23 protein-coding genes are annotated in these 19,063 nt (G+C 73.8%); 15 read left to right on the top strand and 8 right to left on the bottom strand.

Going from position 1 to position 19,063, the window contains the following annotated elements:
• Nucleotides 1-2: 2 nt before the first annotated feature.
• Entirely contained in the window at nucleotides 3-617 is a 615-nt protein-coding gene (locus AYX06_RS10620; protein ID WP_062735743.1) for a dihydrofolate reductase family protein, read from the top strand.
• A 54-nt stretch (nucleotides 618-671) separates the two neighbouring features.
• Here the strand turns inward: AYX06_RS10620 and AYX06_RS10615 are convergent, their stop codons facing one another.
• Entirely contained in the window at nucleotides 672-1,499 is an 828-nt protein-coding gene (locus AYX06_RS10615) for an aldo/keto reductase (RefSeq protein ID WP_062735742.1), read from the bottom strand.
• A 204-nt stretch (nucleotides 1,500-1,703) separates the two neighbouring features.
• Nucleotides 1,704-2,519, bottom strand: a complete 816-nt coding sequence (locus AYX06_RS10610) for an NAD-dependent deacylase (RefSeq protein ID WP_062737006.1) — start codon at nucleotides 2,517-2,519, stop codon at nucleotides 1,704-1,706.
• Between the two features lie 132 nt (nucleotides 2,520-2,651).
• On the opposite strand from AYX06_RS10610, the gene AYX06_RS10605 reads away from it, so the two are divergent.
• From AYX06_RS10605 to AYX06_RS20735, 9 genes are all read left to right on the top strand, one after another.
• Nucleotides 2,652-3,062, top strand: coding sequence for a hypothetical protein (locus AYX06_RS10605; RefSeq protein ID WP_062735741.1), 411 nt, complete (start codon nucleotides 2,652-2,654; stop codon nucleotides 3,060-3,062).
• A gap of 37 nt (nucleotides 3,063-3,099) precedes the next feature.
• The gene (locus tag AYX06_RS19775; protein ID WP_157093458.1) at nucleotides 3,100-3,252 is read left to right on the top strand and encodes a hypothetical protein; all 153 of its coding nucleotides are present in this window, start codon (nucleotides 3,100-3,102) and stop codon (nucleotides 3,250-3,252) included.
• 90 nt (nucleotides 3,253-3,342) lie between these two features.
• The gene (locus AYX06_RS10600; protein ID WP_062735740.1) at nucleotides 3,343-6,294 is read left to right on the top strand and encodes a DUF4040 family protein; all 2,952 of its coding nucleotides are present in this window, start codon (nucleotides 3,343-3,345) and stop codon (nucleotides 6,292-6,294) included.
• Entirely contained in the window at nucleotides 6,294-6,752 is a 459-nt protein-coding gene (locus AYX06_RS20870; protein WP_084271573.1) for a sodium:proton antiporter, read from the top strand. Before AYX06_RS10600 ends, AYX06_RS20870 begins: the two co-directional genes overlap by 1 nt.
• Nucleotides 6,749-8,254, top strand: a complete 1,506-nt coding sequence (locus AYX06_RS10590; protein ID WP_062735739.1) for a monovalent cation/H+ antiporter subunit D family protein — start codon at nucleotides 6,749-6,751, stop codon at nucleotides 8,252-8,254. Before AYX06_RS20870 ends, AYX06_RS10590 begins: the two co-directional genes overlap by 4 nt.
• On the top strand, nucleotides 8,251-8,652 hold the full coding sequence (locus AYX06_RS10585; protein WP_062735738.1) for a Na+/H+ antiporter subunit E: 402 nt from the start codon (nucleotides 8,251-8,253) through the stop codon (nucleotides 8,650-8,652). The genes AYX06_RS10590 and AYX06_RS10585 overlap by 4 nt, the downstream gene beginning before the upstream one ends.
• A complete protein-coding gene (locus AYX06_RS10580; protein WP_062735737.1) occupies nucleotides 8,649-8,906 on the top strand; it encodes a monovalent cation/H+ antiporter complex subunit F in 258 nt (85 codons plus the stop codon). The genes AYX06_RS10585 and AYX06_RS10580 overlap by 4 nt, the downstream gene beginning before the upstream one ends.
• The gene (locus AYX06_RS10575; RefSeq protein ID WP_062735736.1) at nucleotides 8,903-9,304 is read left to right on the top strand and encodes a cation:proton antiporter; all 402 of its coding nucleotides are present in this window, start codon (nucleotides 8,903-8,905) and stop codon (nucleotides 9,302-9,304) included. Before AYX06_RS10580 ends, AYX06_RS10575 begins: the two co-directional genes overlap by 4 nt.
• On the top strand, nucleotides 9,301-9,993 hold the full coding sequence (locus tag AYX06_RS20735) for an MOSC domain-containing protein (RefSeq protein ID WP_062735735.1): 693 nt from the start codon (nucleotides 9,301-9,303) through the stop codon (nucleotides 9,991-9,993). The genes AYX06_RS10575 and AYX06_RS20735 overlap by 4 nt, the downstream gene beginning before the upstream one ends.
• Here AYX06_RS20735 and AYX06_RS10565 read toward each other — a convergent pair.
• Nucleotides 9,986-10,642: a hypothetical protein gene (locus AYX06_RS10565; protein ID WP_062735734.1), complete on the bottom strand. Its 657-nt coding sequence runs from the start codon at nucleotides 10,640-10,642 to the stop codon at nucleotides 9,986-9,988. The two genes, AYX06_RS20735 and AYX06_RS10565, sit on opposite strands and share 8 nt — an antisense overlap.
• A gap of 67 nt (nucleotides 10,643-10,709) precedes the next feature.
• Here AYX06_RS10565 and AYX06_RS10560 point away from each other — a divergent pair, with 67 nt between their 5' ends.
• The 4 genes from AYX06_RS10560 to AYX06_RS10545 all read left to right on the top strand — a co-directional run bounded on the left by AYX06_RS10560 (nucleotide 10,710) and on the right by AYX06_RS10545 (nucleotide 14,440).
• Nucleotides 10,710-11,198 carry a MarR family winged helix-turn-helix transcriptional regulator gene (locus AYX06_RS10560; RefSeq protein ID WP_047805059.1) on the top strand — a complete coding sequence of 163 codons (489 nt, stop codon included), beginning with the start codon at nucleotides 10,710-10,712 and terminating at the stop codon, nucleotides 11,196-11,198.
• Nucleotides 11,199-11,258: 60 nt separating this feature from the next.
• On the top strand, nucleotides 11,259-11,750 hold the full coding sequence (locus tag AYX06_RS10555; RefSeq protein ID WP_084271572.1) for a DoxX family protein: 492 nt from the start codon (nucleotides 11,259-11,261) through the stop codon (nucleotides 11,748-11,750).
• Nucleotides 11,751-11,968: 218 nt separating this feature from the next.
• Nucleotides 11,969-13,840, top strand: coding sequence for an ABC transporter ATP-binding protein (locus tag AYX06_RS10550; RefSeq protein ID WP_062735733.1), 1,872 nt, complete (start codon nucleotides 11,969-11,971; stop codon nucleotides 13,838-13,840).
• A 3-nt stretch (nucleotides 13,841-13,843) separates the two neighbouring features.
• The gene (locus tag AYX06_RS10545) at nucleotides 13,844-14,440 is read left to right on the top strand and encodes a DUF421 domain-containing protein (protein ID WP_062735732.1); all 597 of its coding nucleotides are present in this window, start codon (nucleotides 13,844-13,846) and stop codon (nucleotides 14,438-14,440) included.
• Here AYX06_RS10545 and AYX06_RS10540 read toward each other — a convergent pair.
• The gene (locus AYX06_RS10540) at nucleotides 14,397-14,969 is read right to left on the bottom strand and encodes a mycothiol transferase (RefSeq protein ID WP_062735731.1); all 573 of its coding nucleotides are present in this window, start codon (nucleotides 14,967-14,969) and stop codon (nucleotides 14,397-14,399) included. The two genes, AYX06_RS10545 and AYX06_RS10540, sit on opposite strands and share 44 nt — an antisense overlap.
• Nucleotides 14,970-15,010: 41 nt before the next feature.
• On the bottom strand, nucleotides 15,011-15,574 hold the full coding sequence (locus tag AYX06_RS10535; protein WP_062735730.1) for a DinB family protein: 564 nt from the start codon (nucleotides 15,572-15,574) through the stop codon (nucleotides 15,011-15,013).
• Nucleotides 15,575-15,680: 106 nt separating this feature from the next.
• On the opposite strand from AYX06_RS10535, the gene AYX06_RS10530 reads away from it, so the two are divergent.
• A complete protein-coding gene (locus AYX06_RS10530) occupies nucleotides 15,681-16,637 on the top strand; it encodes a helix-turn-helix transcriptional regulator (RefSeq protein ID WP_062735729.1) in 957 nt (318 codons plus the stop codon).
• Nucleotides 16,638-16,649: 12 nt separating this feature from the next.
• Here AYX06_RS10530 and AYX06_RS10525 read toward each other — a convergent pair whose 3' ends face one another.
• From AYX06_RS10525 to AYX06_RS10515, 3 genes are all read right to left on the bottom strand, one after another.
• Nucleotides 16,650-16,886, bottom strand: a complete 237-nt coding sequence (locus tag AYX06_RS10525; RefSeq protein ID WP_047805053.1) for a DUF6953 family protein — start codon at nucleotides 16,884-16,886, stop codon at nucleotides 16,650-16,652.
• Between the two features lie 82 nt (nucleotides 16,887-16,968).
• Nucleotides 16,969-17,496 (bottom strand): 2'-5' RNA ligase family protein, encoded by a 528-nt coding sequence (locus AYX06_RS10520; RefSeq protein WP_062735728.1) that lies wholly within the window; start codon nucleotides 17,494-17,496, stop codon nucleotides 16,969-16,971.
• A 215-nt stretch (nucleotides 17,497-17,711) separates the two neighbouring features.
• Nucleotides 17,712-19,004 carry a GTP-binding protein gene (locus AYX06_RS10515; RefSeq protein ID WP_062735727.1) on the bottom strand — a complete coding sequence of 431 codons (1,293 nt, stop codon included), beginning with the start codon at nucleotides 19,002-19,004 and terminating at the stop codon, nucleotides 17,712-17,714.
• Nucleotides 19,005-19,063 lie beyond the last annotated feature (59 nt).

The following is a 19,063-nucleotide window of genomic DNA, read 5'->3' as shown; positions in this document are numbered from 1 at the left end:
CGATGGGGACGGAGAACGACGAGGACGCCGGGCGGGGCAGGCCCGGCTGGGCCGGGCACGTGTACATCGGGGTCAGCGTGGACGGGTACATCGCCCGCCCGGACGGGGACCTGGCCTGGCTCGAGAGCCGCGGGGCCGCCGCCGCGGAGGCGGGGGCCGGGGACCTGGGCTACGAGGCGTTCCTGGCCGGGATCGACGCCGTGGTCCTCGGCCGCGTCACCTACGAGCAGGTCCTGGGCTTCGGGGACTGGCCCTACGGCGAGCGTCCCGTCGTGGTGCTCGGCTCCGGAGGCCCGGGCCCGGGGGCGGGGGTTCCTCCGGTGCGGTGGGCGACGTCCCTGCCCGGGGCGGTCGAGCTGCTCGACGCCGTGGGCGCCCGCCACGTCTACGTGGACGGCGGCGCCACGATCCGCTCCTTCCTCGACGCCGGCCGGATCGCCGATCTCGTGCTGACCCGCGTGCCGGTGCTGCTGCGGGAGGGCATCTCCCCGTTCGCCGGGGCGGGCACGGACGTCCCGCTGGAGCTGGTGGACGTGCGGTCCTTCCCGGGCGGGCTGGTCCAGGAGACCTACCGCGTGGCCGACCCGCACCGCGCAGGACACCGCCCGCACCGGTGAGCACCGGTGCGGGCGGCCGTCAGGGGCGGGGAGCCGTCCCCGGGCGCCGAGGGCTCAGTTGAAGTCCTTCGGGTCCGAGCCGATGCGCCCGCCGTTGTCGAGGCCGTTGATCGCCTCGACGTCCTCGGCGTCGAGCTGCACGTCGAGGGCCGCGAAGTTCTCGCGGATCCGCTCGGGGGTGACGGTCTTGGGGAAGACCACGTTGCCGATCGCCAGGTGCCAGGCGATGATGACCTGGCCCGGGGTCGCGCCGTGCTTGCGGGCGATCGAGGCGATGGCCGGGTCCTTCAGCAGGTCGCCGCCCTGGCCCAGGGGGGACCACGCCTCGGTGAGGATGCCGTGGGAGGCGTTGAAGTCCCGCAGCGCCGCCTGGTTGAAGTAGGGGTGCAGCTCCACCTGGTTCACCACCGGGACCACGCCGGTCTCGTCGATGATCTCCTGCAGCTCCTCCCGCGGGAAGTTGGAGACGCCGATCGAGCGGGCCTTGCCGCTGTCGCGGATCTCCCGGAAGGCCTTCCAGGTCTCCAGGTACTTCCCGCGCTTCGGCGTGGGCCAGTGGATGAGGTACAGGTCCACGTACTCCAGGCCGAGCCGCTCCAGGGAGGCGTCGATCGCCTTCAGCGCGGAGTCGTAGCCCTGGTCCTCGTTCCACAGCTTGGTGGTCACGAAGATCTCGTCGCGCGGGATGCCACTGTTGGCGATGGCCCGGCCGACGCCCTCCTCGTTGCCGTAGATCATGGCGGTGTCGATGTGCCGGTAGCCGGCCCGGAGGGCCTGGCCCACCACGTCCTCGGCGATGTCGGCGTCGACCTGCCAGACGCCGTAGCCGAGCTGCGGGATGGTGCTGCCGTCGTGCAGGGGCAGGGTGGGGGACTGCGTCATGGACTGGGTCATGGACCGTGCCTTTCGTGGGGAACCAGCCGGTGGCTGGAAGGGTTGGGCTCCGGGACGGGGTCCCGGAGCCGGTGTCCGTCGTTCAGTCTGTGGCCGCCGGGGGCCCGTGACAAGAAGACCAGCCTGCTTTCTGCTCTCAGCTATCAGCGCTCGGCCGTCGGTGCTCAGCTCCCGGTGCTCCGCCGTGGGCGCTCACCGGGACGGCGCGGGACGGTTCCCCTCGGACAGGAGTTCGGGCAGCTGTTCGGGCAGGAGACGGGGCAGCGCCTCGGCGGAGCGGGCCCGCACGGCCCAGTCCGCGTGCGGCGTGAGGGCCGTGTCCTCGGGATTGACCTCCACCACGGGGATCCCGCGGCCGGCCGCGACCAGCGGGAGGGAGGCTGCGGGCTGCACCAGCCCCGAGGTGCCCACCACGAGCACGAGGTCGGCCTCCGCCACGGCGTCGGCGCCGCGCTCCAGGGCACCCTCGGGCAGCAGCTCCCCGAACCAGACGACCGAGGGGCGGACGGCCCCGCCGCACGCCGGGCACACCGGGGGGCGCTCGCGGGTCGGTTCCGCCAGGTCCACCGGGTGCTCCGGGGACAGGCCGGGGACGAGCGCCTCGGGGAAGGGGGTGCCGCAGGCCGAGCAGCGGAAGGCGAACAGGCTGCCGTGCAGGTGGGCGAGGACCTCCGACCCGGCCCGCTCGTGGAGGTCGTCCACGTTCTGGGTGACCACCTGCACCCGGGCCCGCTCGGCCCACCGGGCGATCGCCCGGTGCCCGGCGTTGGGGCGCAGCCGGCGCAGCTGCCGCGCCCGCCACAGGTACCAGGACCACACGAGCTCCGGGTCGGCCTCCCAGGCCTCGGGCGTGGCCAGTTCCTCCGGGGACCACCGGGCCCACAGTCCCGTCCCGGCGTCGCGGAACGTGGGCACTCCGCTCTCCGCCGACATCCCGGCGCCGGAGAGCACGGTGACCGTGCGGGCGGAACGGGCGAGGTCGAGCAGCTCGGGATCAAGGTCGTCCATGCCGCCCACGGTATACGCGCAGGGGCGCCGAGGCCACGGTCCGCCCCGCGGCCGGCCGCGACCCTGGGTGCGGACCGGGAAACGCGCGGGCGCGTTGGTCGATCCACGCGCGCGCGTGGTGGAATGGAACCCATGAAGTTCAACGTCCAGCGCGTTCTCACCCCGGCCTACCTGACCTCCATCGCCCTCATCGTGATCGGAGTGCTCCTCGGCCTGGCGTGGTACCCCGTCGCGGCGTGGGTGTTCGTGCTCCTCGGTCTCGCGCTCAACGCGATGGCCGTGTCCGTCACCGAGATCCACGACGCCCCGCGCGCGGGCGGCCGGCGCCCCACCCTGCCCTCGCGGGCGTCCCGCACCCGTCGCCCCGCCGACGAGCCCGAGGACGACCCCGAGGCCGACCCGGGCACCGATCCGCTCGGAGCGGTCGTCACGGAGCCACCCCGGGAGGGGCTGCGCCGGGCCACCGCCGAGCCGGAGGCCGAGACGGCCGCGACCCCCACGGTGCCGCACACCGGATCCCGGGCCCACGGGCCGCGGCGCTGAGCGCTGCCGCCCGGTCGCTCGTGCTAGATTCGGGCTGATGAGTCCAGTCGTTCGGGTCCCCGCACCCCGAGGTCACGACGTGCCCTCGGCGTACGTGCTGCTCCGGGGCGGGTTGCATCTGCCGGCCGGCACCAACGGCTACACCACGTCCTGGGGTCCGTCGCTCTCCGGACATCCCTCCGAGCTCTGACACCACCTGACCGGCCCCGCCTCTCGTGGAGGGATCGGTTCGTCGGCAATCCCCGGACCCTCCTCACCACGACCGGACGGTAATTCAGGCGTGTCCCTCCTCGTCATTCTGGTTCTCACCAACCTCCTGGCCCCGCTGGCCGGGCTGCTCGGCCGCCGCGCGGGCCGGGACGCGGGCTGGCCGATCGCCGCGGCCCTGCTGGTGCTCGCCGCGGGCCTCGTCTCGGCCTGGAACGGCCGCGCCGACCCGGCAGGGGTGAGCGAGGCGGTCCCGTGGATGCCCACGCTCGGGATCTCCTTCCACCTCCGGCTGGACGGCCTGGGACTGTTCTTCGGCCTGCTGGTGCTGGTCATCGGCGCGGTGGTCATCGCCTACTCCGCCCGCTACCTCGGCCGGGGCCGCCACGCGGCGTTCTACAGCCTGATGACGTTCTTCGCGGCCGCGATGCTCGGGCTCGTCCTCGCGGACGACGTGGTCCTCCTGTTCGTCATGTGGGAGTTCACCACGCTGTGCTCCTTCCTGCTCATCGCGCGCTCGGGCCCGCACGCCCGGGACCCGGCCATCCGGACGTTCCTGGTCACCTTCGCCGGTGGGCTGTGCCTGCTCGTCGCGGCGGTCGCGATGTGGGTGGCGACCGGGACGACGCGCCTCAGCGAGATCCTCGTCGACGACGTGTGGTCCACGTCCCCGGGCCTCGCCGCGTTCGTGGCGGTGCTGATCGCACTGGCGGCCTTCACCAAGTCCGCGCAGTTCCCCTTCCACGCGTGGCTGCCCGACGCCATGGTCGCGATCACTCCCGTGAGCGCCTACCTGCACGCAGCAGCCATGGTGAAGGCGGGCATCTACCTGATGCTGCGCTTCTCCACCGCCCTCAGCGAGGTGCCGGTGTGGAACGTCCTGCTCATCTCGGTGGGCCTGTTCACCGCCCTGATGGGCGCGGTGTTCGCCCTGCAGCGCCATGACCTCAAGGAGCTGCTCGCCTACTCCACGGTGAGCCAGCTGGGGTTCCTGACGGCGACCATCGGGATCGGCACCTCCTACGCCGTGGTGGGGGCCGTGGTGCACGTGGCCGCCCACGCGCTGTTCAAGTCCGCGCTGTTCATGTCCCTGGGGGTGATCGACCACCAGGCGGGCAGCCGGGACATCCGCAGGCTCTCCGGGCTGGCCCGGACGATGCCCGTCACCGCCGTCGTGATGACCCTCGCCGCGGTCTCCATGGCGGGGCTCCCCCCGCTGTTCGGCTTCGTCTCCAAGGAAGCCATGTTCAAGGCCATGGCGGAGAGCCCCGCGCCGCCGGCCGCCGTGTGGCTCGTGGGCGCCGTGGCGGTCCTGGCCGCGTCCTTCACGTTCGCCTACTCGGCCCGGATGGTCATCACGATCTTCCCCGGCCGTCCGGCCGCGGACCCGCCGAAGGAGGCCTCCGCCGCTTTCCTGGCCCCCGTGGCACTGGTCTCCGTGGCCGGTCTGGCGCTGGGTCTGGCCGGCGTGCTGGCGGAGCCGCTGCTCGGCGCCGCCTCCGCCGCCGTCGCCGGGCCCGACGCGGAGCCCCATCTGGGCCTGTGGCACGGCTTCGCCCCCGAGCTGTACATGTCCCTGGTGGTGTTCGCCCTCGGCGGCGCGCTCGTGCTGGCCCGGAGGAGGATGGACCGGTTCCTGGACCGGAAGCTGTCGCCCGTCACCGGGGTGGGTGCCGTCGAGGCGTTCCGGAACGGCTCCGTCGCTCTGGGCGAGCGGGTCGGGGATCTCACCCGCACCGACGCCCCCTACCGGCATCTGGTCCCGCCCGTGGCCGTGCTGGTGCTGCTGACCGTAGTGGGAGTGTCCACGGTCGACGTCCCGCCGCTGCACGGCGACGTGACGGACCCGCTGGACTGGATCCTGCTCGGCGTGGTCCTGGTGGGGGTGCTGCTGGCGCTGGGCGTGCGCAGCCGGATCGCCCTGGTGACCATCATCGGGGTGGTGGGCTTCGCCGTCGCGCTGTGGTTCTTCGAGCTCGGCGCGGCCGACGTGGCGCTGACCCAGCTGCTCGTCGAGATCCTGACCGTGGTGGTCATCGTGCTGCTGCTCAACCGCCTGCCGTCCACCTTCCACCGCACGGGCCGGCGGCGGACGACCACCGCGGCCGTCGTCGCGGTCCTCGCGGGCGCCTCCGCCGCCGTGGCCGTGTGGGCGCTCACCGGCCGTCGCGGGCTCTCCGACGCGGGGCGGTACTACCTCACGGAGGGCGAGACGGAGACCGGAGGCACGAACGTGGTGAACACGATCCTCGTCGACTTCCGCGCCCTGGACACGCTGGGCGAGCTCACCGTGCTGGGCGTGGCCGGCATCGCGATCGTCGTGGCCCTGGAGTCGCGCGGCCTGCTGCCCAAGCTGCACAGTCCCATCACCGAGCCGCCGGGTTCCCCGATCAGCGACGCCGAGGACAACACCATGATCCTGCGGGTCGCGGACCGCCTGCTCGGGCCGGTGATCGTCGTCCTGTCCCTCTTCTTCCTGCTCCGCGGGCACTCCCAGCCCGGGGGCGGGTTCATCGCCGCGCTCATCGGTGCCGCCGGCATCGCCCTCGTCTACCTCGCCGCCCAGGACGACCGCGTCAGCCGCCTCGACCTGCCCTACCTGAAGCTCATCGGCGCGGGAGTCGTCGTCGCGGTGGGCGTGGGCCTCCTCGGCCTGGTCGAGGGCTCGTTCCTCCGCCCGCTGCACTTCTACGTGCTCGACGTGCACATCACCACGGCGCTGATCTTCGACGTCGGTGTGTACCTCGCGGTGGTCGGCGTGATCCTCGCGGCGATCAGTCGCCTGGGGGTGGAGGAGAAGGAACCGCCGCCCCTCCGGCGGGTGGGCTCCACCGCGGTGCCGACGCAGGGTCCCCGCCCGACCACCACCACGGCCGAGCCGCACCACCCCAGCACGGCGCCTCTGGACCGCAGCAGGGTCCGGGTCCTCGAGCGGCAGGCCGGGCCCGCCGCCGGGAACGCCGCGGGAACGTCCGCCGGGGCCGCCGCCGAGCGCACCGACCGACACCGAGGAGATGATTCCTGATGGCACTCGCACTGACCGTGGGCGTGCTCATCGGGGGCGGCGTGTTCATGATGCTGCGGCGCGGCATGGTCCGGCTGATCATCGGCTTCGCCCTGCTCAGCCACGGCGTGAACCTGCTGATCATGGCGTCCGGCGGCGTGGACCGGCGGGGCGAGCCCCTGGGGGCCTCCCCGGACCCCGCGGCCACGGCGGACCCGCTGCCGCAGGCGTTCGTGCTGACGGCGATCGTCATCGCCTTCGCGATCACCATGTACATGCTCGTGCTCGCCGTGACCGGCGACGACGACGACGACACCGACCTCGAGCTCACCGGCCGGGAGATGGAGACCCCTGACCTGATGGACGACCCCGCGGACGACTCCGCTGACAGCACCGGGACGCACCGCGACGCACCCGCGGGAACGGACCCGCTGGGCACCCGCCTCGAGCCGGGCCCGGGGCGGAGTGGTCGCGCATGACCGCGGACCTGATTCCGTTCTTCGTCATCGTCCCCCTGCTGGCCGCCGGCGTGCTGGTGCTGGCCGGCAACTCCCAGCGGATCGGCAAGGCGGGGCTGCTGGCCGTCCTGGGCGCCGATGTCGTGTGGGCGGTGTGGCTGCTGGCCACCCTCCTGGACGGCGACACCGTGCTGGCCCACCGCATCGGACTCTGGCCCACCGGCGTCGCCATCCCGTTCGCGGCCGACCTGTTCACCGCGCTGATGCTCACCGTGACCGGCTTCGTGACCCTGGTCACCTGCTGGTTCGGGGTGGTCTCGGGGCAGGCGGAGAAGCGCTACTTCGGCCCGCTGGTGCTCGTGCTCACCGCGGGCTGCAACGGGGCCCTGCTCACGGCGGACCTGTTCAACCTCTTCGTGTTCGTCGAGGTCATGCTCCTGCCGTCCTACGCGCTGATCATCCTCGCCCACCGCGGGCGGGGACGACTGATGCAGGTCACGTCCTCGCGGATCTACGTGAGCGTCAACCTGCTGGCCTCCACGATCTTCCTCGCGGGCGTGGGGCTGGTCTACGGCACGGCGGGCACCGTGAACGTCGGCGAGCTGGCGGGCCGGGCGGCGGAGTCCACCGCCGTGGCGGTGTCGGTGGCGGTGGTCCTCTCCGCCCTGGCGGTCAAGGCGGCCGTGGTGCCCGTGCACGGCTGGCTGGCCCGCACATACCCCTTCATGTCGCCCACCGTCACCGCGCTGTTCTCAGGGCTGCACACGAAGGTCGCGGTCTACGCGATCTACCGGATCTACGCCGTGATCTTCGACGGCATGGCGCAGTACCTGTGGATCGGGGTCGTGGTGTTCTCCGCGAGCATGGTGATCGGTGTCCTCGGCGCCGTGGGAGAGCGGGACGCCCGCGCGATCCTCGCCTACTCCACGGTCAGCCAGATCGGCTACATCCTGCTGGGCGTCGCCCTGTTCGGCGTCGTGGGCCTCACCGCGGGCATCTTCTACCTCCTGCACCACACGGTGGTGAAGGTCTCCCTGTTCCTGTCCACCGGAGCGGTGGAGCTCGCCTACGGGCGCCACCCGCTGGGCGAGGTCACGGGACTGCTCCGGCGGGAACCGCTCACCGCCGTGGTGTTCTTCGTCGCGGCCCTGTCCCTGACCGGCATCCCGCCGTTCTCGGGGTTCGTGGCCAAGCTGGCGCTGATCCTGGCGGCGCTGGAGGAACAGCAGCTCGCCGCCGCCCTCGTGGCGGTGGGGGTCAGCCTCTTCACCCTGCTGTACTCGCTCAAGATCTGGGGCCGGATGTTCCTGGGGAGGCCGGAGGACTCGTCGAGCGAGGTCGTCGCCGCCGTGGGCACGAAGGAGCGCCGCATCTCGGTGGCACTCATCGCCCCCGCTCTCGTCCTGGCCGTCATCACCCTCGCGTTCGGGGTGGGCGGTGAGCTGCTGCTCGGCGTCTCGGCCACGGCCGCGGACGGACTCGTGGACACCAGCGCGTTCGTGGCGGCGGTGATCTCCTCGTGAAGTGGCTGACCTGGCCGTTCCGGCTGATCGGTTTCCTGCTCTGGTACGCGTGGGCGCTGGTCCTCTCCAACGTGGCGGTGACCCAGGACGTGTTCACCCCCGGTCAGCGCTCCTCGCCCATCGTGGTGCGCTACCGCACCCGGTGCCGCAGCGAGTTCGAGACCGTCCTGCTCAGCGTGCTCATCTCGCTGACGCCGGGCACACTGACCCTGGCCACCGTGGCCCGGTCCCGGAACGGCGCGGACGGCGGCGAGGACGGCGGCGAGGACGGCACGGGGGAGTACGACGTCTTCGTGCACGCCATGTACTCGGACGGACCGCAGGACGCACGGTCGAGCCTGCAGGAGATGGAGACGCACATGCTGAACGGCATCCGAGTGGACGGGGCGCCCCGATGATCGGCGTCCTCTTCGGCGTGCTGGTGCTCGCCGCCTCCGTCCTCGTCGCCGGGATACGGATGTTCCGCGGCCCCAACGACGCCAACCGGGCCATCGCCGCCGACCTGCTGTTCTTCGCCGTGGTGGGGCTCATCGCGCTGTTCGGCGTCCTGGCGATGAGCCCGCCGGTCTTCGACCTGGTGCTCGTCGCCACCCTCGTGGGCTTTCTGGCGACCCTGTCCCTCGCCCGCGCGCTGACCAAGGGGAGGCGATGAGCATGGAGTTCGACCCGATCATGCACGACACCCTGTGGATGAGCCTCGTGGGGCAGGCCTTCATCGTCCTGGGTGCCCTGGTCTTCCTCACCGCCACGGTGGGCATCATCACGCTCCCCGACCTCTACACCCGGTCCTCGGCGATCGCCACCGCCGCGGGCATCGGCGTCTCGTTCGTCCTCACCGGGGCGTTCTTCTTCCTGCCCGGGGTGGAGAACGCGGTGAAGCTGCTCGCCGCGGTGGTCCTGCAGCTGTTGACGTCGGCGGTGGGCAGCATGGCGCTGGCCCGCTCCGGGTACCTCATCGGCTCCGCGGTGTACTCCCCGACCCACCATAACGAACTGGACGGGTCCGGCGGGGGAGCGGCCGGTCACCCGGGCGAGGACGTCCGCCGGTGACCGCCCACGTCCGCAGCGTCAACGTCGGCCGGGCCGAGGAGAACCCCGCCCGCTCCTCCCTGCCCACGGGCATCCGCAAGCGCCCGGTGGCGGGTCCCGTGGAGATCCGCGAACCGGGCCCGCGCAAGGGCGGTCTGGGCTCCGGGCTGGCCGGGGACTTCATCGGCAACAGCACCTACCACGGCGGCACGGACCAGGCCGTCTACGCGTTCGCGCGCGAGGAGCTGGACCACTGGGCGCGGGAACTGGGCCGGGAGCTGCCCGACGGCTCCTTCGGGGAGAACCTCACGCTCTCCGGCGTCGACGTCGACGGCGCCCGGCTGGGCGAGGTCTGGCGGATCGGGGACGTGCTGCTGCAGGTGACCGACGCGCGCATCCCCTGCGGCACGTTCCGCGGGGTGATGCAGGTGCGCGGGTGGCTGCGGAGGTTCACCGAGCGCGGCCGCTCGGGGGCCTACCTCAAGGTGCTCGCACCGGGCACGGTGCGGGCCGGGCAGGCGGTCGACCTGGTCCGCCGGCCCGAGCACGGGGTGGGCGTGACGGACGCCTTCCGCGCCCAGACCACCGAGCGGGAGCGCCTGCCGGAGCTGCTGCAGGCGGGGGAGGACCTGTGCGAGCAGCTGCGCCGGCGGATCGAGAAGGAGCGCCGCGCGGAGGCCCGCCGGGCGCAGCGGCAGGGCGTCAGTTGAGGGCGGCGCCCCGGTAGACCTGCTCGACCTGCGCCTCGGAGAGCCGTGTGTCGATCACCGCGGTGCCCTCGGGGTCGTCGCGCAGGAAGCGCACCGGCCCGTGCGAGCCGACCTCCAGGAGCAGGGCCGCGTCGGCGTCGTAGACCGCCTCCACCACCGTGCGGAACCGGGAGCCGCGGACCGGGGTGACGGACAGCTCGAGGCGGGCGCGCACCCGCCCGCCGTCCTCGGGGGCCTCCGCGGCGGCACCGTCCTGCGCCCTGAGGGGCTCCAGGGTCAGCTCCCGGACCACGCCCACCCCGTGGTCCACCACGTGGGCCAGGCGGGAGCCGAGCCGGCCCTGGGCCGCGGTGAAGGCGCGGCGCAGCCGGGACGTCCACCACAGTGCGGTGGCCACGAGGACCGCGGCGATCAGCGCGAGCAGCCACGCGGCCCCGGAGCGGGACCACTGCTGCCACAGCAGGACCACGGCCAGTGCGCTCAGCAGCGGGACCACGAGCAGCATCGAGGTGCCCAGCCGCTCACCCCACGACGGACGGTCGGCGGCGCCGTCCTCGCCGTGCGCGGTGCGCAGGCGCTTCATCACCTGGACGTCGAAGTCGCGATCGTCCGCGGGAACGGGGCGGGGCCAGGTGCCGAGGGAATCCATGGCTCCCATTATGGGACGCGGGCGGTGCGGGACCGGCGGCGGGGCCCCGGCTCGTAGAATCGTGCCCATGACCGAGACCCGATGGCTGTCCCCCGAGGAGCGCGAGGCCTGGTTGGCGCTCGTGTCCATCATGTTCACCCTGCCCGGCAGCATCGAGTCCCAGTTGCAGGCCGAGGCCGACCTCAGCCTCGCCGAGTACCTCGTCCTGGCGATGCTCTCCGAGGCCCCGGACCGGCGGCGGCGGATGTCGGACCTCGCCACGGCCACCAACACCTCGCAGTCCCGGCTGTCGCGGATCGTGGCGCGGCTCGAGCGCGACGACCTCGTGGTGCGCACGGGCGACGAGAAGGACAAGCGCGTGGTGCTCGCGGAGATCACCGACCGTGGCATGGAGAAGGTCGAGCAGGTGGCGCCGGGCCACGTCGCCCACGTCCGCCGCACGGTGATCGACCGGCTCACCCCCGTCCAGGTCCAGCAGCTCGCCCTGATCGGGCGCCTCGTCGAGGACGACGCCCAGGGCCCGACCGCCCGGGGCATGGCCGCCGACCAGCTGTGACCCCATAAGCATGCGGCGGTAAAAGTTGTAGCAGAAAGTATTTCGGGGTAGGATAGTGACATGTCCACGACGTCCGCGCCCGAGCGCGCCACCGCCTCCCGTTCCTCCGCCCCGGCCGGGGTCGCCGCCGCGAGCGCCGGCCCCACCCTCGGCCTGACCGTCCTGCGGGTCGTCCTCGGCCTCACCTTCCTGCTCCACGGCCGGCAGAAGGTCGGCGAGTGGACCCTCGCCGGCACCCAGGCCTCGTTCGCCCAGATGGGCGTGCCGCTGGCCGAGGTCGCGGCCCCGGCCGTCGCCGTGCTCGAGCTCGTCGGCGGGGCGCTGCTGGTCCTCGGCCTGGGCACCCGGGTGGTCGCCGCCCTCCTGACCCTCACCATGCTGGGAGCCCTCGTCCTCGTCCACCTGCCCGCCGGCTTCTTCGCAGCCGACGGCGGGTTCGAGCTCGTCCTGCTGCTCGGCGCGGGCACGCTGCTCCTGGCCCTCACCGGTGCCGGGCGCTGGTCGGTGGACCACGTGCTCGCCGCGAAGCGCCGGGCCGCCGCGCGCGCCTGATCCCACGGCACCCGCCCCGGTCCCCGTCGGGCCGGAGCCACGGCCCCCGTGCTGCTGCCTGCCGCGGCACGGGGGCCGTCGCCGTCCGTCGGCCGCGCCCCCGCGCCTCCACCGCCGCTGTCGGCACGGAGGCGTAAAATCGGTCCGGCGCGGCGCGCACCACCACGGCGCCGGGCCGGTTCCAGCGCGGGCGACCCCCGCAGAACGGGGGCTCACCCATGAGCATGCAGAACTCGCCGTACATGGTCCTGTGGCGGACGGTCCAGGGCCAGGACGTCAAGGACCGCCGGATCAACCGGGAGACCCTGCGGCGCATCGTGACCTTCGCCCGTCCGCACCGCTCCCTGCTCACGGTGTTCCTGGTGATCTCGGTGCTCACGGCCCTGCTGGGCGTGGTCACGCCCATCCTGGCCGGTGACGTGGTCAACGCCATCACCGGCGGCGACGAGGTCTCCGTGGTCGTGTGGCTCGCCGTGGCCATCGCCGCGGTCGCGGTGGTCGACGCCGCACTGGGCATCCTCAACCGCTGGCTGTCCTCCCGGATCGGGGAGGGACTGATCCTCGACCTGCGCACCGCGGTCTACGAGCACGTGCAGCGGATGCCGATCGCCTTCTTCACCCGCACCCGCACCGGGGCCCTCGTCTCCCGGCTCAACAACGACGTGATCGGCGCGCAGCGGGCGTTCTCCAACACCCTCTCCGGCGTGGTCAGCAACATCGTCTCGCTGCTGCTCACCGTCGTCGTCATGGTCACGATCTCGTGGCAGGTCACGGCCCTGTCCATGCTGCTGCTGCCGATCTTCCTGGTCCCGGCCCGCGCCATGGGCGGGCGGCTGGCCCGGCTCCAGCGGGAGGCGGCCCAGCACAACGCGTCCATGTCCACGCAGATGACCGAGCGGTTCTCCGCCGGCGGCGCCACCCTCGTCAAGCTCTTCGGCCGGCCGGAGACCGAGTCCGCCGAGTTCGCCCGCCGGGCCGGCCGCGTGCGGGACATCGGCGTGCGGGTGGCGATGCTGCAGACCGTCTTCGTCACCGCGCTCACCCTGGTCTCCGCGCTGGCCCTGGCCCTGGTCTACGGGCTGGGCGGTGCGCAGGCCATCCTCGGGAACCTGGACGCCGGCGACGTCGTGACCCTCGCCCTGCTCCTCACCCGGCTCTACGCCCCGCTGACCATGCTCGCCAACGCCCGGATGGACATCATGAGCGCCGTGGTCAGCTTCGAGCGCGTCTTCGAGATCCTCGACCTCGTGCCCCTGATCCAGGAGCGGCCCGGCGCCCGGGCCCTGCCCCCCGGCCCGGCGTCGCTGGAGTTCGACGACGTCCGCTTCGCCTACCCCTCCGCCGAGGAGGTCTCCCTGGCCTCCCTCGAGGACGTCGCGGTGCTCGACTCCCGGGGCGGCGAGGAGGTGCTGCACGGGGTGAGCTTCACGGTGCTGCCCGGGCAGACCGTCGCCCTGGTGGGCTCCTCCGGCGCGGGCAAGTCCACCATCGCCCAGCTCGTGGCCCGGCTCTACGACGTCACCTCCGGGGCCGTGCGGATCGGCGGCACGGACGTGCGGGATGCGACCTTCGCCTCGCTGCGGGAGACCATCGGGATGGTCACCCAGGACGGGCACCTGTTCCACGAGTCGATCCGGGAGAACCTCACCCTCGTGCGCCCCGAGGCCACGGACGAGCAGCTGTGGGACGCCCTGACCCGGGCCCGGATGGAGCACGTGATCCGGGCGCTGCCGGACGGGCTCGACACCGTGGTCGGCGAGCGCGGCTACCGGCTCTCCGGCGGTGAGCGCCAGCGGCTGACGATCGCCCGCCTGCTGCTGGCCGCCCCGCGCGTGGTCATCCTCGACGAGGCGACCTCCGCGCTGGACTCCACCAACGAGGCCTACGTCCAGGCCGCGCTGGGCGAGGCGATGGAGGGGCGCACCGCCCTGGTCATCGCCCACCGGCTCTCGACCATCCGCTCCGCCGACCAGATCCTGGTGGTGGAGGGCGGCCGGATCGTGGAGCGCGGCCGGCATGCGGAGCTGCTGGCGTCGGGCGGGCGCTACGCCGAGCTGTACGAGACCCAGTTCGCGGACCAGGAGGTCTGAGCCGTGCTCGACGACGTCCTGGCGCGCCTCGGGGTGGACGCCCCGGGCGCGCTCGCGGTGGTGCTCTCGGCCGTGGGCATCTACCTGGCGTTCCTGCTCATGGTGCGCCTGCTCGGGCAGCGCGTGCTCTCCCGGCTGTCCACCTTCGACGCGGTCGTGGCGGTGATGCTCGGGGCCGTGGCCGGGCGCGCGGTGCTCGGGGACACGCCCACCCTCGCCGCCGGCGTGCTCGGGCTCGGCACGCTCTTCGCCCTGGAGGCCGGGTTCGGCCGGCTCCGCTCCGGGATCCGGGTGTCCGCGCTGATGAACAACCGGGCCGTGCTGCTGATGGCCGGCGACCGGGTGCTGGAGGCCAACCTGCGCCGGGTGCACGTGGTGGAGGCCGAGCTCTTCGGCGCCCTCCGGGCGGCCGGGGTGCGCCATCCCGCCGAGATCGCGTGCGTGGTCTTCGAGGCCTCGGGCACGATCAGCGTGCTCCGGCGCGGCACGCCGCTGGACCCGCGGCTGCTGGCGGGGGTGCGGGACGGGCACCTGGTGCCGCGGGAGCTGCTGGCGGTCACCCCTCCGGACGCCGCTCCTCCCCGTCCGCCAGGGCGTTGAGCTCGTAGGCGGTCCTGCCGTCGATGCTCTCGCGCAGGATGTCCGCGTGCCCGGCGTGCCGGGCGTTCTCCTCGACCATGTGCAGCGCGACCCACCGGGCGGGCCAGGTGTCCAGGTCGGGCGGGAACCAGGGGGCCTCCGGGACGGGGATCCGCGCCTCGGGATCCGCGGTGCGCAGAGCGGCCTCGACACGGTCGGCCAGCGCGAGCAGGGCCGCGCGCAGGGACTCGGCGGTGTCCGCCGGGCGCACGGCCTCGGGCAGGACCGCGCCGGCCGCCCGGTCCGTGCCGTCCTGCGGCTGCTCCGGCGTGCGGCCGGGATCCGTCAGCTCGGCGAACGCGCCGTGCTCGCCGATGAACAGGACGTGGCGGGCCAGCGCCCCCAGGCTCATGGCGCTGGCGGAGGGCGTCGCCCGCAGCTGCCGGGCGTCGAGCCCCTGCAGCGTGGTGGCGATCTGCCGGATCTGCTGGGCGGCGAAGGCCGCGAGGGCGTCGCGCTCGTCGGTGACGGTGCGGGTGAGGAACGGCATGGTCGTCTCCTGGCGTCCGGGAAGGTGGGTCAGCAGGTGGGTCAGCGGGTGTGGGCGTACAGGTCGCGCAGCAGGGCGAGCTCCGCGCCGTGGTGGATCAGCTCTCGGTTGATGTGCAGCACCAGCGCGAGCATCGGCAGCTCCGCGTACGGGCCCTCCACCGGTCCGCACGGGCGCGCCAGGTCCGTTCCGGACAGGGAGCGCACCCCGGCCGTCCAGCGCGCGTACTCGCGGTCCAGCTGGTCCAGGGCCTCGTCGGCGGTGCCGGCGTAGGCCCAGTCCTGGTAGGAGGCCTCCGGGCCGCCGAAGTGCCCGTGGCTGCGCACCGCGAGGATCCCGACGACGACGTGGGCCATCCGCCAGGCGATGGTCGTGAACGGCGCGGGCACCGGCTCGGGGAAGGCGAAGTCCACCACGAACTCCCCGCGGCCCGCCTGCATCGGCGTGCGCTGCTCGGCCCGGGGGCGGACCGTCCACGCGGACCCGCCGGTGGGGTCGAAGAGGTACTCGTCATCGGTCAGGCCGGCGAGGCGGGGCCGCAGCTGTCGGGTCCAGTGCCACTCGATCTGGTCGGTGGCGCAGGCGGCGACGTCGAGGTCGGGCATGGCGGTTCCCTCCTGTTTCGGGGCCCTCGGCGGGTGCGGGGCCGTGCGCCCAGTGTCCGCGCAGGAGCGGACAGATCCTGTCCGCTGACGCGAGGACACTGGTGCCATGACCGATCCGACCCGCCGCGTCCTGCGCCTGCTCTCCCTGCTGCAGTCCCGGCCGGTGTGGACCGGGCCCGAGCTGGCCGCGGAGCTGGGCGTCACGGTCCGCTCCGTGCGCCGGGACGTCGACCGGCTGCGGGAGCTGGGCTATCCCGTGCCGGCGGACCGGGGACACGGCGGCGGCTACCGCCTGGGGCAGGGGCGCCGGCTGCCGCCCCTGCTGCTGCAGCCGGAGGAGGCGGTGGCCGCGGCCGTGGGCCTGCGGCTGGCGGCGGCCTCCGGGATCGACGGGCTGGGCGAGGCCGCGCTGCGGACGCTGACGGTCCTGGACCAGATGATGCCGCCGGGTCTGCGCGAGGAGGTCTCGGCCGTGGCCGGAGCGGTCGACGTCGTCGTCCCGGCCGGGCCGGGCGTGGACGCGGACGTCCTGGTCCTGCTGGCCCGGGCCGTGCGGACGCGGGTGCTGGTGCGGCTGGACTACGAGACCCGGGACGGCCGGCGCGCCGAGCGGCGGATCGAGCCGTACCGGGTGCTGTCCCTGGGCCGGCGCTGGTACCTGTTCGCCTGGGACGTGGACCGGGACGACTGGCGCACGTTCCGGCTGGACCGGATCCACGGCGCGCGCACCACCACGTTCCGGTTCGTCCCGCGCCCGGTGCCCGACGTGGAGGAGCACGTGCGCCGGTCGGTCACCACCTGGGCCTGCGCGCACCCCGTGCGGGTGCGCCTGCTCGTGCCGCTGGAGCGCGCCGAGGACGTCGTCCCGCCGCAGGCGGGGCGGCTCACGGCCGACGGCCCGGCCGCGTGCGTGCTCGAGGCGGGCGGGGACGACCTGGCCGAGACCGCCCTCCACCTGGTGCGGACCGGCTTCGAGCTGGAGGTCCTGGACCCTCCGGAGCTCGCCGAGGTCCTGCGGGAGATGGGGCGGCGGATGCTGAGGGCGGGTCCGGGGTCCGGGTGAGGGCCCCGGGGGTCAGCCCTTGACGGACCAGAAGCGGCGGTCCCGGTCCCACTGCACCGTGCCGCCGTGGGCCTTGCGGAACTCCGCGAGGACCTCCTTGCTGATCGCGGTGTGCCCGTTCTCCAGGGTGCGGACCCACTCGGGCCCGAAGGTCTCCGGGATCTCCTGCACGGCCTGCTCCTGGGACAGCCGTCCCTCGGTGCGGATCCGGTCGACCATCCAGCCGGCGATGTCCTGTGCGCTCGTCATACCTCGAGCCTACGCGGCTCCGGCGCCCCCGCCGCACCGGGGCCGCAGGAGCTCCGGGGCGCGGGACCCGACCTCCGGCCGGTCAGGCCAGCCGGACCACCGTGCGGGCGTCCGAGTCCCAGCGGCGCAGGGAGACCGCCCGCAGCAGCGCGGGGTGCGGCTCGAGGACGTCGAGGGCCACGGCCACCTGGTCCGGGCGCATCCGGCGGGCCAGGGTGATGTGCGGGGTCCAGGCCCCGGGGAAGGAGGTGCGGGCCTGTCCGGGCACGGTGCCGACGGCGTCGCAGACCCGCCGGTGGAGCTCGAGCAGCTCGGGGGTGGTCACCACCTGGCGGACCACCACGTAGCCGCCCCGCCCGGGGCCGAACAGCAGCACCCCGGCGCTGGCCAGCGGCAGGTCGACGAACCCGGCGGCGGCGGCGACCCGCTCGTCGATGCCCGGGACCGTCTCCGGGGCCAGCGAGGGCGCGGCCACCACGGTGATGTGCGGGCGGTTGGACGGGGACCGGTGCCGGCCGGAGCTGGGCAGGCCCGCCTCGATCAGCCGGTCCCAGTCGGCGCGCACGGACGCCTCGGCGTCCTCGCCGAGCAGCAGTTCCAGGCTGTGCATCACCCACCTCCTGGGCGGGAGTCTATGCGGTGCCGCGGTACGGGGCCTGCGTCCGGCGTGGCCCCGGACCGCCGGCCGATCCGGTCCCCGAGCACCGGCGCCCAGCCTCGGCGGGTCCTGGACCGCGGGTTCTGCTGGTCGACGGGGCCGGTCCCACCGGTCCGGTGCCCGGCCTGCTCCGCGGCCCCTCCGGAGGCGCAGCGGGGCGCGGGTCGTCAGGGGATGTCCGTCCGTGCTCCCGGGGGAGCGGGATCGGCGTCCGGCGCACCGGGTGCGGCCCCACCTGTGGCCTGCTGGAGCAGGAGCTGGAGGCGCTGCGGATCGAGCAGCGGGGAGGTCAGGGCGATCGCGCACCCGCACGGGATGTCCTCGGTCGGGGCCGGGTGCGCGACGGGGCCGTGACGGTCGGTCCGTTCCAGCAGCCCCACGATGCGGTCGAGGCCGCCGGGGTCGATCCCCGCCGGTTCGAGCCAGACGTGGGGCCCCACGCCCTCGATGGCCACGGGCCGGTGCGGGTCGTCGTGGAAGTGCAGGGTGCCGCGGACCCGGCAGGCCCCGCGCACCAGGTCGCCCAGCACGTCGCGGAACAGGGCCGGGTCGAGGGGGCGGTCCGTGCGGAGCACGACAGTGGCTGCGCCCTCCCCCTCGGGTGCGTGGGAGGGGATCGTCCCCGGCCGGCAGCGCAGCAGGGCGGAGGGGAGGTCGAAGGCGCCGAGGCGTCCGCCGTCCGTGCTGTGGTCGTCCGCGGCGCCGGGGGCCCCGGGAGGAAGCCCGCTGCGCTGGACGGCTCCGGCATCGACCACGGTCAGGTGCGGGCCCAGCTCGCGGACCAGCTCGACGCCGCGCCGGTAGGCCTCCGGGTCGTGGGGGACGAGGCCGGGGTGCACGGTGTGCACGGCCAGGAGCGTGCTGCAGAAGGCCAGCTCCGCGGCCAGGAACTCACCGGCCGTGCGGCGGTATTCCCCCTCGACGACGAAGCCTGCGGCCTCCGGGTCCCGGTGCTGCTCCAGAAGCGTGGGTGCCTCCCCGGGAAGGGCCGCGGTGACGTCCCACAGGACGTCCTCGACGACCTCGGGGTCGCACGCGAGCACGACCGTGTCGATGAACAGGCCGGTCGGCGCCGCGGCCAGCACCGGGGCGGAGTGGCCCAGGGCGTGCAGGGCGTCGTTGGAGGACAGGCCCATGGGGAGCAGCAGCACCGCGATGCGCGCCCCGTCGCCGTCCGCCAGGGCTCTGAGCTGCTCGACCACGTGGTGGCCCAGATCGTGCAGGGCGGCGGCACGGTGGTCGGTGCGTGGGGAGAGCCCGGGGCCGGGCTCGTCGGCGGCGTCCGGATCGACGTGGTGCGGCAGCCCGGACCCGCCCCTGTGGAAGTGGTGGCGCACGAGCCCTCCGCGGTTGCCGGGGTCCCACCGGACGAAGAGGGCGTCGGGCTGCCGGGCGTGCAGGTGCTCCGCAGCGGCCTGGCGGGCCAGGGCGTCGATCGAGCTGACGAGGACGAGGCGCATGCCCAGGAGTATAACGAGAATCATTCTCATAGGTAGTCCGGGTCGTCATCCGGACCGCG

This window comes from Kocuria turfanensis, assembly GCF_001580365.1.
Lineage (GTDB): Bacteria > Actinomycetota > Actinomycetes > Actinomycetales > Micrococcaceae > Kocuria > Kocuria turfanensis.
The sequence above is the reverse complement of the archived record's forward strand: the minus strand, read 5'-3'. Positions and strand labels throughout refer to the sequence as shown.

Bases quoted from the DNA above. Each gene is read 5' to 3' on its own strand.
- AYX06_RS10620 (WP_062735743.1), top strand. From the start codon at position 3: ATGGGGACGGAGAACGACGAGGACGCCGGGCGGGGCAGGCCCGGCTGG.
- AYX06_RS10615 (WP_062735742.1), bottom strand. From the start codon at position 1,499: ATGACGCAGTCCCCCACCCTGCCCCTGCACGACGGCAGCACCATCCCG.
- AYX06_RS10610 (WP_062737006.1), bottom strand. From the start codon at position 2,519: ATGGACGACCTTGATCCCGAGCTGCTCGACCTCGCCCGTTCCGCCCGC.
- AYX06_RS10605 (WP_062735741.1), top strand. From the start codon at position 2,652: ATGAAGTTCAACGTCCAGCGCGTTCTCACCCCGGCCTACCTGACCTCC.
- AYX06_RS19775 (WP_157093458.1), top strand. From the start codon at position 3,100: ATGAGTCCAGTCGTTCGGGTCCCCGCACCCCGAGGTCACGACGTGCCC.
- AYX06_RS20870 (WP_084271573.1), top strand. From the start codon at position 6,294: ATGGCACTCGCACTGACCGTGGGCGTGCTCATCGGGGGCGGCGTGTTC.
- AYX06_RS10590 (WP_062735739.1), top strand. From the start codon at position 6,749: ATGACCGCGGACCTGATTCCGTTCTTCGTCATCGTCCCCCTGCTGGCC.
- AYX06_RS10580 (WP_062735737.1), top strand. From the start codon at position 8,649: ATGATCGGCGTCCTCTTCGGCGTGCTGGTGCTCGCCGCCTCCGTCCTC.
- AYX06_RS10575 (WP_062735736.1), top strand. From the start codon at position 8,903: ATGAGCATGGAGTTCGACCCGATCATGCACGACACCCTGTGGATGAGC.
- AYX06_RS10565 (WP_062735734.1), bottom strand. From the start codon at position 10,642: ATGGATTCCCTCGGCACCTGGCCCCGCCCCGTTCCCGCGGACGATCGC.
- AYX06_RS10560 (WP_047805059.1), top strand. From the start codon at position 10,710: ATGACCGAGACCCGATGGCTGTCCCCCGAGGAGCGCGAGGCCTGGTTG.
- AYX06_RS10555 (WP_084271572.1), top strand. From the start codon at position 11,259: ATGTCCACGACGTCCGCGCCCGAGCGCGCCACCGCCTCCCGTTCCTCC.
- AYX06_RS10550 (WP_062735733.1), top strand. From the start codon at position 11,969: ATGAGCATGCAGAACTCGCCGTACATGGTCCTGTGGCGGACGGTCCAG.
- AYX06_RS10540 (WP_062735731.1), bottom strand. From the start codon at position 14,969: ATGCCGTTCCTCACCCGCACCGTCACCGACGAGCGCGACGCCCTCGCG.
- AYX06_RS10535 (WP_062735730.1), bottom strand. From the start codon at position 15,574: ATGCCCGACCTCGACGTCGCCGCCTGCGCCACCGACCAGATCGAGTGG.
- AYX06_RS10530 (WP_062735729.1), top strand. From the start codon at position 15,681: ATGACCGATCCGACCCGCCGCGTCCTGCGCCTGCTCTCCCTGCTGCAG.
- AYX06_RS10525 (WP_047805053.1), bottom strand. From the start codon at position 16,886: ATGACGAGCGCACAGGACATCGCCGGCTGGATGGTCGACCGGATCCGC.
- AYX06_RS10520 (WP_062735728.1), bottom strand. From the start codon at position 17,496: ATGCACAGCCTGGAACTGCTGCTCGGCGAGGACGCCGAGGCGTCCGTG.
- AYX06_RS10515 (WP_062735727.1), bottom strand. From the start codon at position 19,004: ATGCGCCTCGTCCTCGTCAGCTCGATCGACGCCCTGGCCCGCCAGGCC.